Origin of the sequence: Psychrobacillus sp. NPDC096623 (assembly GCF_044762655.1) — a bacterium.
GTDB lineage: Bacteria > Bacillota > Bacilli > Bacillales_A > Planococcaceae > Psychrobacillus.
The window spans coordinates 166,873-179,038 of sequence record NZ_JBIWER010000008.1 but is presented as its reverse complement, the minus strand read 5'-3'; the positions used below and the strand labels follow the sequence as shown (position 1 = coordinate 179,038).

Sequence of the window (12,166 nt, the reverse complement as noted above, 5' to 3'; positions counted from 1 at the left end):
TGGTAGTTGGGGGTCTCCCCCTGTGAGAGTAGGACGTCGCTGGGCACAAAGAAAAAGTCGTTACCGAGTTTATCGGTAGCGACTTTTTTGTTATTGTCTATATCTACAATTTTAGTGGCTATAGCTTCATTTACGAGCTTTAAAGTAATGTGGGGTGGATTTTGTAGCCACTTATGAGCTATCCTACTGTTGCTGGTCGAGGAATACACAAAGTGGATGATGAAGTGCAGTTAGTATCGAATAAAATGGTAATTATCGATAACATTGTGTCGTCGATCGATTATTGAGCTTGATCGATCGATTTTCGGGCTTGATTGATCGTTTATCACAATCGATCAATCGATTCTAATAAAATCTATCTTTATATGTTATAAAACGACTCTCTATTTAACTCGGCTTAAAGTGCTCATCTTATAGAATAGTACTACTCAATTAATTGATTGAAGTGTAGGGTGGCGACTCCAGCGGGATAAGCGAGAAAGTTGAGACCCCGCAGAGAGCGTAGCGAAAGAGGAGGCTCGACCTCGCCCGCGGAAAGTGTCCGCCTGAAACGGAAATCATTAGCATTATAAATTTATTTATTCTTTAATAAGCATTCTTAATGCTGAAATTTTCAAAGCTTCTTTATCTTTTTAGGATATGGTAGTTTTTTAAAGTGGATATAAATAGGTTGCTTTTTTAGCAGCTCCATTTCTAGCTGTTCATTGTACTTTTTTTCAATCTCTTTAAGACGTATTATTTCATCCTGGGAATAAGAAGTAAGACCATTTTCTCCAGCTTCTTTAAACTTTCTAATCCAAGTCGTGATGGAATTGACACTCACGTTCAATTCTTCAGCTACCTCTTTGCGTCCTCGTCCTCTCTGAAGAACTTCTTTTACTGCATACATCTTTTGTTCCTGTGTAGTTTGTGTATACCTTTTCCTAAATTGTCCATGCATTGGTTGATCCCCCTATTTGTCATATTTTCTACTAACATTCATGAAATAAGAGTATAACTTTAAACACTTCACTCAATTAGTGTATTGTACTATCTTTTAGTAAATTTGTCATCTTAAAGTTAGAAAATTTAAATTTAAAAGAAAACTACGGAATCGATGGTCGAAGAAGAATTCAATAATTTCATTTAAAAGCTTGAATTCCTTGAAATTGTGACACTATATGCGATAATGAAGAACAATATAAAACATATTAGGAGTTGATTGGATGGATTCATCTGCAATCTTAATGGTAGTCATTATCTTTTCTATTAATATTGTCTACGTTACTTTCTTTACCTTGCGAATGATTCTTACATTAAAGGGATACCGTTATATAGCTGCATTAATAAGTATGGTAGAAGTGGTAATTTATATAGTAGGACTAGGTCTAGTTTTAGATAACTTAAATGAGATTCAAAATTTGGTTGCTTATGCAGTAGGGTACGGCACCGGAGTTATTATTGGAACGAAGATTGAAGAAAAAATGGCGCTTGGATATATTATGGTTAATGCAATCTCTACTGATACAAAATTAAATTTACCGGTAATATTAAGAGAAGAAGGGTATGGAGTTACTGATTGGCATGCAAATGGTCGACAAGGAGAGAGACAAGCCCTTCAAATATTAACACCACGAAAATATGAGTTAAAACTGTATGCACGACTTAAAGATTTAGATTCGAAAATTTTCATAATAGCGTATGAGCCTAAATCAATACATGGCGGATTTTGGGTTAAGTCTATTAAGAAAGGAAAACTATTTAAATGAGTAAAGAAACAAAATGGTTTGAAGTGGCAGACAAAGAAAGCATTGCAGAATGTATCGAAAGATTGACTAATGATGGGTATCAAATAGCAGGACGGAGAGAAGAGCCGCTTTTTGAAGAGATAGATGGACAACCTGTTCCAATTAAACAAATAATCATGTTAAAAGGAATTAAAGAATCTTAAAAGTAAAAATACAGTCTAAACACGAACATTAGAGTTATCTGAAAATTAATTGTTCGTATTTAAGCGTTGACGTATACTATATAAGTTGTTAAAATATGATTAGAAATAGATAATTATATCCCCATATATGCTAAAGGATTGGCTTTAGCGTCTCTACCAAGTCACCGTAATGACTGGACTATGAGGGAAAGCGACTTATGGATACTGCAAAAGGATGTGTTTGTTTATGTTTTTCTACGACACAAACTGGGCGATAATATTCCCTAAGTAAACTGCTTTTCTTTCATAGAGAGAGTAGTTTATTTGGGGAATTTTTTATGCTTACTGTTGACAGAAGGGACGAAAATAATGAATACAAAAATTGGTGTAATAATGGGTAGCTCAAGTGATTGGGAGACAATGAAATATAGCTGTGAGATTCTAGAGGAACTCCATATACCTTTTGAAAAACGAGTAGTATCTGCACATCGTACACCAGATTTAATGTTCGAATATGCTGAGGAGGCAAGATCACGTGGAATACAGGTGATTATTGCAGGAGCTGGAGGCGCAGCCCATTTACCAGGTATGGTTGCAGCAAAAACAACCCTTCCAGTTATTGGAGTGCCGGTTCAGTCTAAAGCATTAAACGGATTAGATTCATTATTATCGATAGTTCAAATGCCAGGTGGAGTACCAGTGGCAACTGTTGCAATAGGTAAGGCTGGTGCTACAAATGCTGGATTACTTGCGGCTCAAATCCTTTCTATACAAGACCATGAGTTGGCAGAACGACTTGAACATCGTAGAGAAGATACGAAGAACAAAGTATTTGAAAGCAATGGTGAGCTACAATGACAAAAGTAATTTATCCAGGACAGACGATAGGAATAATTGGTGGAGGTCAGCTTGGTCGAATGATGGCACTAGCTGCAAAGGAAGCCGGCTTTAAAATTGCAGTTTTAGATCCTACGATAGATTCTCCCTGTGGTCAAGTTGCAGATATACAAATAGTTGCTCCCTATAATGATGAAACTGCATTAGAGGAGTTAGCAGAGGTAAGTGACGTTATAACTTATGAGTTTGAAAATATTGATTATGCTGGGTTAAAGAGATTATCAGAAATTGCCTATGTTCCTCAAGGTGCAGAACTAGTAAGAATAACGCAAGATCGTATTCTGGAAAAAGCAGAAATTCGGTCAGCTGGTGTACCTGTTGCGAAATATGTCGAAGCCACTACGTATGAAGAGTTAGAGCAAAGAATCGATGAAGTGGGTTTTCCATGTGTAGTAAAAACTTCACGTGGAGGATATGACGGCAAAGGGCAGCAAATAATTCAAACAAAAGAACAAATAACTTTAGCAAAATCTTTGTTTGACCATTCGGCTTGTATCGCAGAAGCCTTTGTTCCATTTACAAAAGAAATATCTGTCATTGTACAGCGAAATGGAGACGGTCAAACGTATTGCTTGCCAATTGGTGAAAATATTCATGTTAATCATATTTTACACGAAACGATTGTACCTGCACGTATAAAAGAATCCCTTACTGCAGCAGCGATAGAGGCTGCTGAAAAAATTGCCAACCATTTAAATTTAATAGGCACGCTTGCGGTTGAAATGTTTGTTTTGGAGAATAATGAACTATTGATAAACGAATTGGCACCAAGACCACATAATTCTGGCCACTACTCAATCGAAACTTGTAGTATTTCTCAATTCCATCAGCATGTGAGAGCTATTTGTGGATGGCCACTAAGAGAACCAAAGCTTTGGACAGAAACAGTTATGGTGAATATATTAGGTCAACATGTAATTCCTGTTACGAATAGTCTTTCGAAATATCCGAACTGGTCCGTTCATTTGTACGGCAAAAGCGAAGCGAAAGAGAATAGAAAGATGGGACATGTCACTATCCTATCAACAGATATCGAACAGACATTAAACGAAATACAACAATCTAAAATTTGGTTATAAACTAGGAGGATATTAAATGATAGAACGTTATACACGCCCGGAAATGGGAGCAATTTGGACAGAACAAAACAAATACAATGCATGGCTAGAAGTAGAAATCCTTGCTTGTGAGGCTTGGGCTGAAATTGGAGATATTCCGAAAGAAGATACAGTTCTTCTTCGTAAAAATGCTTCCTTCGATGTAGACCGTATTTTAGAAATCGAAAAAGAAACAAGACATGATGTAGTGGCGTTCACTCGTGCCGTATCAGAAACTTTAGGAGAAGAGCGTAAATGGGTACATTACGGTCTTACTTCTACAGATGTAGTAGATACAGCTCTCTCTTACATCATTAAACAAGCAAATGTTGTTTTACGTAAAGATATTGAAAATTTTATCGAAATCTTAGAAAACAAAGCAAAAGAACATAAATACACAGTTATGATGGGACGAACACATGGAGTTCATGCAGAGCCAACGACTTTCGGCTTGAAGCTAGCTTTATGGACAGAGGAAATGAAACGTAACTTAGAACGTTTTGAGGCTGCAGCTAAAGTAATTGAAACAGGTAAAATGTCCGGTGCTGTTGGAACATATGCAAATATTGATCCATTTGTAGAACAATATGTGTGTGAAAAACTAGGTTTAGCTGCATCACCAATTTCAACTCAAACATTGCAACGTGATCGTCATGCGCAATACTTAAGTGTTATCGCATTAGTCGCAACTTCTATTGAGAAGTTTGCTACTGAAATCCGAGGCCTTCAAAAATCAGAAACACGCGAAGTAGAGGAGTTTTTCTCTAAAGGACAAAAAGGATCTTCTGCAATGCCACATAAACGTAATCCAATTGGATCTGAAAATATGGTTGGAATGGCACGTCTTATCCGTGGATATATGATGACAGCCTATGAAAACGTTGCGTTATGGCATGAAAGAGATATATCTCACTCATCTGCAGAACGTGTTATTTTACCGGATGCAACGATTGCACTTAACTATATGCTAAATCGTTTTGGTAATATCGTGAAAAACTTAACCGTATTCCCTGAGAATATGAAACGCAATATGGATTCAACTCTGGGCTTAATATACTCTCAACGTGTGTTGTTAGCATTAATCGACAAAGGCTTAGCTCGTGAAACAGCATACGATACTGTACAACCTCTTGCGATGCAAGCATGGGAATCTCAAACTGCTTTCCGCACTTTTGTGGATGCGGATGAGCAAGTTACTTCTTTATTAACAAAAGAAGAATTAGATGATTGCTTTGACTACAATTATCATATTCAGCATGTAGATATGATTTTTGAACGTTTGGGCCTTAACTAAGCTAATGCGGATCAGGGGGAAATGAAATTGGAAAAAGGTCGTCTATTATACGAAGGTAAAGCAAAACAATTATTCGCAACAGAGGACGAAAATATTCTGTTTGTCTCCTATAAGGATAGTGCAACTGCATTTAACGGAGAGAAAAAGGAAAATATAGATGGCAAAGGTATTTTGAACAATAAAATCACCACGATCCTGTTTGAACAGTTAAAAAATAAAGGAATTGAATCCCACTTTGTAGAGCAAATTTCAGATAATGAGCAGCTCGTTCGCAAAGTGGATATCATTCCACTGGAAGTAGTAGTTCGTAATATTGCAGCTGGTAGTCTATCAAAGAGATTAGGAATTGAAGAGGGAACACCTTTAAAGCACACTATCGTGGAATTTTATTATAAGGACGATGAGCTTGGCGATCCACTACTGACAAATGCCCATTTAGAATTATTAGCAGTTGCTACACCAGAGGAAATTGACGCACTTGAATCGAAAGCACTGGAAATCAATAAAGTGCTTCAGCCGATTTTTAAAGAAATTGGTGTAACCTTAGTCGACTTTAAATTAGAGTTTGGAAAAACGGCAAACGGAGAAATCCTTCTTGCTGATGAAATCTCTCCCGACACTTGTAGATTGTGGGACGACAAAACAAATAACAAACTAGACAAAGATGTGTTTAGACGTAATTTAGGAAGCTTAACTGAAGTTTATGAAATAATACTTTCCCGCCTAGGAGGATTATCAAAATGAAAAAAGTAAAAGTATATGTAACATTACGTGAAAGTGTTTTAGACCCACAAGGCTCTGCAGTTATGGGAGCTCTTCACTCAATGGAATATAGCGAAGTGAAGGACGTTCGTATCGGAAAATTTTTAGAGCTTCAAATTGAAGAGGGAACTCGTGATATAGATACAGTAGTTAAGGAAATGTGTGAAAAACTTTTAGCAAATACGGTAATCGAAGACTATCGCTATGAAGTTGAGGAGGCTGTAAGCAAATGAAGTTTGCAGTAATCGTATTTCCAGGATCGAACTGTGATTTAGATATGTATCACGCGATTAAAGACGAGCTTGGGGAAGAAGTAGAATACGTTTGGCATGATGAGAAGGATTTAAGTGGATTTGATGGTATTTTATTGCCAGGAGGGTTTTCATACGGAGATTACCTACGCTGTGGAGCTATGGCTAAACAATCTAACGTAATGTCAGAGGTTGTAAAAGCTGCTGAAGCAGGTAAGCCGGTGCTTGGTATTTGTAACGGTTTCCAAGTGTTAACAGAGGCAGGATTACTACCGGGGGCACTACTACAAAATAAAAACTTGAAATTCATGTGCCGTACCGTCGATTTAAAAGTGGTGAACAATGAAACACAGTTTACGACTGGATATGAAAAAGACCAAGTAATACAAATTCCAATCGCACATGGTGAGGGAAATTATTATTGCGACGATGAAACTCTTGCTAGATTAAAAGAGAATAACCAAATCGTTTTTAAATATGCTTCAGAAGGCCCTAATGGAAGCATCGAAGATATTGCAGGTATTGTTAATGAAAAAGGAAATGTCCTTGGTATGATGCCTCATCCAGAGCGTGCTGTACATGAACTTATAGGTGGCTCGGATGGACTAGCGTTATTCAAATCAATAGTGAAACAGTGGAGGGAAACTCATGTCAGTCATGCTTGAACCAAATCCAACGCAAATTAAAGAACAAAAAATATATGCTCAAATGGGAATGTCAGATTCAGAATTTGAAATGGTAGAGAAAATACTAGGACGTCTTCCGAATTATACAGAGACTGGATTATTTTCAGTTATGTGGTCTGAGCATTGTTCTTATAAAAACTCTAAACCAGTATTACGTAAGTTTCCTACAAAAGGTGCGCATGTTTTACAAGGACCAGGTGAAGGTGCCGGAATCGTAGATATTGGCGATGGGCAAGCAGCTGTATTTAAAATGGAATCTCATAACCATCCTTCTGCAATCGAGCCTTATCAAGGTGCAGCAACGGGCGTAGGCGGAATTATTCGTGACGTTTTCTCAATGGGAGCTCGTCCAATTGCATTGCTGAATTCGCTTCGTTTTGGAGAGCTAAAGACTCCGCGTGTGAAATATTTATTTGAAGAGGTAGTAGCAGGTATTGCCGGCTATGGTAACTGTATCGGAATTCCAACAGTAGGCGGAGAAATTCAATTCGATGACTGCTACGAAGGAAATCCACTTGTTAATGCAATGTGTGTAGGGCTGATCAATCATGAGGATATTCAAAAAGGCATAGCAGCTGGTGAAGGTAACACAGTTATGTACGCTGGAGCAAAAACTGGTCGTGACGGTATTCACGGTGCAACATTCGCATCGGAAGAATTGACAGAAGCTTCAGAAGAAAAGCGTCCTGCTGTTCAAGTAGGGGATCCATTCATGGAAAAACTTCTATTAGAAGCTTGTTTAGAAGTGATCAAATCGGATGCATTAATCGGTATTCAAGATATGGGTGCAGCAGGATTAACTTCTTCATCGGCTGAGATGGCGTCAAAAGCTGGTTTTGGTGTAGAGATGAACTTAGATTTCGTGCCACAGCGTGAAACTGGCATGACTGCATATGAAATGATGCTTTCTGAATCACAGGAGCGTATGCTGATCGTTGTGAAAAAAGGCCGTGAGGATGAGATTGTTAAAATCTTTGAAAAATATGACTTAGATTGTGTAGCGGTTGGTAAAGTTACAGGCGATAAAATGCTTCGTTTAATCCATAACGGAGAGGTAGTTGCGAATGTTCCTGCAGACGCACTTGCAGAAGAAGCGCCAGTTTACTATAAACCTTCATCTGTACCTGCTTACTATACAGAATTTCAAGCGATGGAAAATGTAGAGCCTGCAGTTTCAGATTATAAGGAGACACTACTTAGCCTACTTCAACAACCTACAATAGCTTCTAAAGAATGGGTTTATGATCAATATGACTATCAAGTACGCACAAGTACAGTTGTAACGCCCGGTTCGGATGCCGCAGTAGTTCGAGTTCGTGGTACGAATAAAGGCTTAGCGATGACAACAGATTGTAATTCTCGTTATATCTATCTCGACCCAGTAACTGGCGGTAAAATTGCAGTTGCAGAGGCTGCTCGTAATGTCGTTTGTTCAGGTGCGAAACCACTTGCTATTACGGATTGCTTAAACTTTGGTAACCCAGAGAATCCAGAGATCTTCTGGCAAATTGAAAAATCTGCGGATGGTATTTCAGAAGCTTGTATAGCATTAGAATCACCAGTTATTGGTGGAAACGTTTCGTTATATAACGAGCGTAGCGGAACTGCGGTTTATCCTACACCAACAATTGGTCTAGTAGGGTTAGTAGAGGACCTTGCACATGTAACTACTCAATCAGTCAAACAAGCTGGAGATATCGTGTATGTGATTGGAGAAACAAAAACAGAATTTGGTGGCTCTGAGCTTCAAAAGTTAGTGGAGAAACGTATTTTTGGACAAGCACCGTCTATTGACCTAGAAGTAGAGGCTGCACGTCAAAAAGCTTTATTAACAGCGATCAAAGCTGGTGTTGTACAATCTGCACATGATATTGCAGAAGGCGGTTTTGCAGTAGCTTTAGCTGAAAAAGCATTCGGTGCAAGTGGTCTTGGAGTAGAAGTAACGATTACTGGTTCTGCTATTACAGCGTTATTCAGTGAATCTCAATCACGCTTTATCATAACGGTAAAACCAGAGCATGCTAGTAAGCTTGAAGAAATCGTAGCAGATGCTGTACAAATTGGTACGGTAACTGATTCAAATAATGTCATTATCTCACATGAAGACGGAACTCCATGGATTAGCGGTTCTGTCGATGAATTCCGTTCCGCTTGGAAAGGAGCAATATCATGCTTGCTGAACTCAGAGGCTTAAACGAAGAATGTGGTGTATTCGGAATTTGGGGACATCCAAATCCTGCAGCTATGAGTTATTACGGATTACATGCTCTTCAGCACAGAGGACAAGAAGGTGCTGGAATTATTGTTACGGATGGCAAGTACCTACGCGCAGTAAAAGGGGAAGGCCTAGTAAATGATGTATTCAGTAACGGAAAGTTAGAGAAATTAGAAGGTCATGCAGCAGTGGGGCATGTTCGCTATGCTACTTCTGGTGGTTCGGGAATTGAAAATGTCCAGCCGTTATTATTTAACTCGACAACTGGTGGTCTTGCGATTGCGCATAACGGGAATATCGTAAATGCAACGCGTTTAAGACGCAATTTAGAACAACAGGGGAGCATTTTCCAAACTACTTCTGATACAGAGGTTCTTGCACATTTACTGAAGAAGAGCAAATTTGCTTCATTTGAGGAGCGTGCAAAAGAAGCATTACGTTTGTTGGATGGTGCTTTTGCAGTTATTATCATGACCGAGCATGCGATGTATGTGGCACAGGATCCACAGGGCATGCGTCCGCTTTCTTTAGGAATGCTAGACGGCGCCTGGGTAGTTGCTTCTGAAACAAGTGCATTTGATTTAATAGGAGCGGAGCTAGTTCGTTCAATTGATCCTGGAGAGTTATTAATAATAAATGATGAAGGTTGCCGTTCAGAGCGTTATGTAGAAAAAAAAGATCGAGCTATTTGTACGATGGAATATGTGTATTTCTCTCGTCCAGATTCAGATATTGATGGCATTAATATCCACATGGCTAGAAAACGTCTTGGTAAGCAGCTTGCGAAAGAATTATCTATTGATGCAGATGTAGTGACAGGCGTTCCTGATTCTAGTATTTCTGCTGCAATTGGTTTTTCTGAAGCAACTGGAATTCCATATGAGCTTGGTCTTATTAAAAATCGTTATGTGGGAAGAACATTTATACAGCCATCACAGGACTTACGTGAGCGTGGAGTGAAGATGAAGCTCTCACCTGTTCGCCAGGTTGTCAATGGCAAGCGTGTAGTTATGGTAGATGATTCGATTGTTCGTGGAACTACTTCTCGTCGCATTGTGAAAATGTTGAAAGATGCTGGAGCGACAGAGGTTCATGTTGTGATTAGCTCCCCACCTTTGAAGAATCCTTGTTTTTACGGTATTGATATAAGTACAGATTCAGAGCTAATAGCTGCTAATAATACAGTGGATGAAATGCGTGAACTGATAGGAGCAGATTCGTTAACATTCTTATCAGTTGAAGGAATGGTAGAAGCAATTGGAAGATCCGATGCTGAAAAAAATTGTGGACAATGTTTAGCATGCTTTACTGGAGAATATCCGACAAGTATTTATGCAGATACGAAATTACCACATGAAAAAGAGCTTGTTCGATAGGAGGATTTTACATGTCAAAAGCATATGAAAAAGCAGGCGTGAATATTGAGGCAGGATATGAAGCCGTGCAGAGAATGAAATCACATGTCGAGCGTACAGCTAGAAAAGGAATCATGGGTACTTTTGGTGGTTTCGGTGGAATGTTCGATTTATCTTCATTGAATTATAAAGAGCCTGTTTTGATATCTGGAACAGATGGTGTTGGAACAAAATTGAAGCTTGCTTTTATGACTGACTCACACGATACAATCGGTGTGGACTGTGTTGCAATGTGTGTTAATGATATCGTAGCACAGGGTGCAGAGCCGTTATTTTTCTTAGATTATGTAGCTGTAGGTAAAGCTGTTCCTGAACGAATTGAACAAATCGTTAAAGGTGTGGCAGATGGCTGTGTACAATCTGGGGCAGCATTAATCGGTGGAGAAACAGCAGAAATGCCTGGTCTTTACGAGGAAGATGAGTATGATCTTGCTGGATTTGCAGTTGGAGCTTGCGAAAAATCGAAAATTGTAACAGGTGAGAATATTGCAGAAGGTGATGTGCTTGTAGGTATTGCTTCAAGTGGTGTTCACTCGAATGGATATTCACTTGTACGTAAAATTGTATTTGAAGAGCAAGGTTACTCTCCTAGTGATGTCGTCCAAGGATATGAAGCGTTAGGTGAAATTGGTAAGGCACTATTAACACCTACGAAAATTTATGCGAAGCCAGTAATGGAAATGCATCAAGAGCTTTCTATTCACGGGATGGCTCATGTGACGGGCGGAGGTTTTTATGAAAATCTACCACGCATGATGCCCGATGGTTTAGCTGTTGAAGTGGATTTAGGTTCATGGGAAGTACTTCCTGTATTTGATTTGTTAAAAGAAAAAGGCGAGCTAGCGGACCGTGATTTATATAACGTATTTAACATGGGAATAGGCTTTGTTCTTGCACTTTCTGCAGATGCAGCAGAGAAAGCAATTGCTATTGCAGAGGCACATGGTGAAAAAGCCTATACTATTGGCAGTGTTGTGAAGGGTGAAGGTGTTATCTTCAACGGAACACATGACGGGAGCCTAGTGTAATGACCGGAGTAACGAAATTTGCTGTGTTTGCATCAGGTAGTGGTACGAACTTCCAAGCCATTTATGATGCAGTACAGGTAGGGAATCTTGCTGGAGAAGCAGTGCTCGTAGTTTCTGATAAGCCTGGATCTTTCGTAGTCGAGCGTGCCGAGAAAGCGGGCATCGAGACACTTGTTATTAAACCAGCCAGTTTTCCCTCCAAAGCAGCTTACGAACAAGCAATTTTAGAAAAATTGAATGAACTAGACGTTGAATGGATTGTCCTTGCTGGTTATATGCGGCTAATCGGAGATGTACTATTAGAAGCTTTTTCGAATCGAATTATCAATATCCACCCTTCGTTACTACCTGCATTTCCGGGAAAAGACGCCATTGGACAAGCAATGGATCACGGTGTGAAGGTTACCGGAGTGACGGTTCACTATGTAGATGCTGGGATGGACACTGGTCCTATCATTGCACAGCAGGCAGTAGAAGTGATAGAAGGAAATAGAGAGAAAACCGAGGAACGTATCCATGCAGTAGAGCATGCATTATATACTCGGGCTTTACAACAGTTGTTTAGCCGATAATTCGGTGCCTTACTCTCGTTTGCGAGAGGAATATTCTCAC

At 39.2% G+C, this 12,166-nt stretch carries 13 protein-coding genes and 1 riboswitch; of the genes, 12 read left to right on the top strand and 1 reads right to left on the bottom strand.

Features of this window, described 5'->3' with window-relative positions:
- Positions 1 to 613: 613 nt before the first annotated feature.
- Positions 614 to 940 carry a transposase gene (locus ACIQX2_RS18295; RefSeq protein ID WP_402853781.1) on the bottom strand — a complete coding sequence of 109 codons (327 nt, stop codon included), beginning with the start codon at positions 938 to 940 and terminating at the stop codon, positions 614 to 616.
- Between the two features lie 265 nt (positions 941 to 1,205).
- Here ACIQX2_RS18295 and ACIQX2_RS18290 point away from each other — a divergent pair, with 265 nt between their 5' ends.
- The 12 genes from ACIQX2_RS18290 to purN all read left to right on the top strand — a co-directional run bounded on the left by ACIQX2_RS18290 (position 1,206) and on the right by purN (position 12,126).
- On the top strand, positions 1,206 to 1,748 hold the full coding sequence (locus ACIQX2_RS18290) for a DUF2179 domain-containing protein (RefSeq protein ID WP_093063130.1): 543 nt from the start codon (positions 1,206 to 1,208) through the stop codon (positions 1,746 to 1,748).
- Positions 1,745 to 1,930, top strand: a complete 186-nt coding sequence (locus ACIQX2_RS18285) for an NETI motif-containing protein (protein ID WP_402853777.1) — start codon at positions 1,745 to 1,747, stop codon at positions 1,928 to 1,930. The genes ACIQX2_RS18290 and ACIQX2_RS18285 overlap by 4 nt, the downstream gene beginning before the upstream one ends.
- A gap of 101 nt (positions 1,931 to 2,031) precedes the next feature.
- Positions 2,032 to 2,131: riboswitch (purine riboswitch) on the top strand.
- 147 nt (positions 2,132 to 2,278) lie between these two features.
- On the top strand, positions 2,279 to 2,767 hold the full coding sequence (gene purE / locus ACIQX2_RS18280) for a 5-(carboxyamino)imidazole ribonucleotide mutase (RefSeq protein ID WP_402853774.1): 489 nt from the start codon (positions 2,279 to 2,281) through the stop codon (positions 2,765 to 2,767).
- Positions 2,764 to 3,885: a 5-(carboxyamino)imidazole ribonucleotide synthase gene (purK, locus tag ACIQX2_RS18275; RefSeq protein WP_402853771.1), complete on the top strand. Its 1,122-nt coding sequence runs from the start codon at positions 2,764 to 2,766 to the stop codon at positions 3,883 to 3,885. Before purE ends, purK begins: the two co-directional genes overlap by 4 nt.
- Positions 3,886 to 3,901: 16 nt before the next feature.
- Positions 3,902 to 5,197 carry an adenylosuccinate lyase gene (gene purB / locus ACIQX2_RS18270; RefSeq protein WP_402853769.1) on the top strand — a complete coding sequence of 432 codons (1,296 nt, stop codon included), beginning with the start codon at positions 3,902 to 3,904 and terminating at the stop codon, positions 5,195 to 5,197.
- A gap of 27 nt (positions 5,198 to 5,224) precedes the next feature.
- Complete coding sequence (gene purC, locus ACIQX2_RS18265) at positions 5,225 to 5,941, top strand: phosphoribosylaminoimidazolesuccinocarboxamide synthase (protein WP_402853767.1); 717 nt, start codon at positions 5,225 to 5,227, stop codon at positions 5,939 to 5,941.
- Complete coding sequence (gene purS, locus ACIQX2_RS18260; protein WP_402853764.1) at positions 5,938 to 6,192, top strand: phosphoribosylformylglycinamidine synthase subunit PurS; 255 nt, start codon at positions 5,938 to 5,940, stop codon at positions 6,190 to 6,192. Before purC ends, purS begins: the two co-directional genes overlap by 4 nt.
- Positions 6,189 to 6,875, top strand: coding sequence for a phosphoribosylformylglycinamidine synthase subunit PurQ (gene purQ / locus ACIQX2_RS18255; protein ID WP_402853761.1), 687 nt, complete (start codon positions 6,189 to 6,191; stop codon positions 6,873 to 6,875). The genes purS and purQ overlap by 4 nt, the downstream gene beginning before the upstream one ends.
- Positions 6,859 to 9,090, top strand: coding sequence for a phosphoribosylformylglycinamidine synthase subunit PurL (gene purL / locus ACIQX2_RS18250; protein WP_402853758.1), 2,232 nt, complete (start codon positions 6,859 to 6,861; stop codon positions 9,088 to 9,090). Before purQ ends, purL begins: the two co-directional genes overlap by 17 nt.
- The gene (purF, locus tag ACIQX2_RS18245; protein WP_402853755.1) at positions 9,066 to 10,487 is read left to right on the top strand and encodes an amidophosphoribosyltransferase; all 1,422 of its coding nucleotides are present in this window, start codon (positions 9,066 to 9,068) and stop codon (positions 10,485 to 10,487) included. The genes purL and purF overlap by 25 nt, the downstream gene beginning before the upstream one ends.
- 11 nt (positions 10,488 to 10,498) lie before the next feature.
- Positions 10,499 to 11,554, top strand: a complete 1,056-nt coding sequence (gene purM / locus ACIQX2_RS18240; RefSeq protein WP_402853752.1) for a phosphoribosylformylglycinamidine cyclo-ligase — start codon at positions 10,499 to 10,501, stop codon at positions 11,552 to 11,554.
- A complete protein-coding gene (gene purN, locus ACIQX2_RS18235) occupies positions 11,554 to 12,126 on the top strand; it encodes a phosphoribosylglycinamide formyltransferase (RefSeq protein ID WP_402853749.1) in 573 nt (190 codons plus the stop codon). The genes purM and purN overlap by 1 nt, the downstream gene beginning before the upstream one ends.
- Positions 12,127 to 12,166: the final 40 nt, after the last annotated feature.

What these genes read in the sequence shown, in the direction of transcription:
- ACIQX2_RS18295 (WP_402853781.1), bottom strand. Translation starts at nt 940, where the DNA reads ATGCATGGACAATTTAGGAAAAGGTATACACAAACTACACAGGAACAA.
- ACIQX2_RS18290 (WP_093063130.1), top strand. Translation starts at nt 1,206, where the DNA reads ATGGATTCATCTGCAATCTTAATGGTAGTCATTATCTTTTCTATTAAT.
- ACIQX2_RS18285 (WP_402853777.1), top strand. Translation starts at nt 1,745, where the DNA reads ATGAGTAAAGAAACAAAATGGTTTGAAGTGGCAGACAAAGAAAGCATT.
- purE (WP_402853774.1), top strand. Translation starts at nt 2,279, where the DNA reads ATGAATACAAAAATTGGTGTAATAATGGGTAGCTCAAGTGATTGGGAG.
- purK (WP_402853771.1), top strand. Translation starts at nt 2,764, where the DNA reads ATGACAAAAGTAATTTATCCAGGACAGACGATAGGAATAATTGGTGGA.
- purB (WP_402853769.1), top strand. Translation starts at nt 3,902, where the DNA reads ATGATAGAACGTTATACACGCCCGGAAATGGGAGCAATTTGGACAGAA.
- purS (WP_402853764.1), top strand. Translation starts at nt 5,938, where the DNA reads ATGAAAAAAGTAAAAGTATATGTAACATTACGTGAAAGTGTTTTAGAC.
- purQ (WP_402853761.1), top strand. Translation starts at nt 6,189, where the DNA reads ATGAAGTTTGCAGTAATCGTATTTCCAGGATCGAACTGTGATTTAGAT.
- purL (WP_402853758.1), top strand. Translation starts at nt 6,859, where the DNA reads ATGTCAGTCATGCTTGAACCAAATCCAACGCAAATTAAAGAACAAAAA.
- purF (WP_402853755.1), top strand. Translation starts at nt 9,066, where the DNA reads ATGCTTGCTGAACTCAGAGGCTTAAACGAAGAATGTGGTGTATTCGGA.
- purM (WP_402853752.1), top strand. Translation starts at nt 10,499, where the DNA reads ATGTCAAAAGCATATGAAAAAGCAGGCGTGAATATTGAGGCAGGATAT.
- purN (WP_402853749.1), top strand. Translation starts at nt 11,554, where the DNA reads ATGACCGGAGTAACGAAATTTGCTGTGTTTGCATCAGGTAGTGGTACG.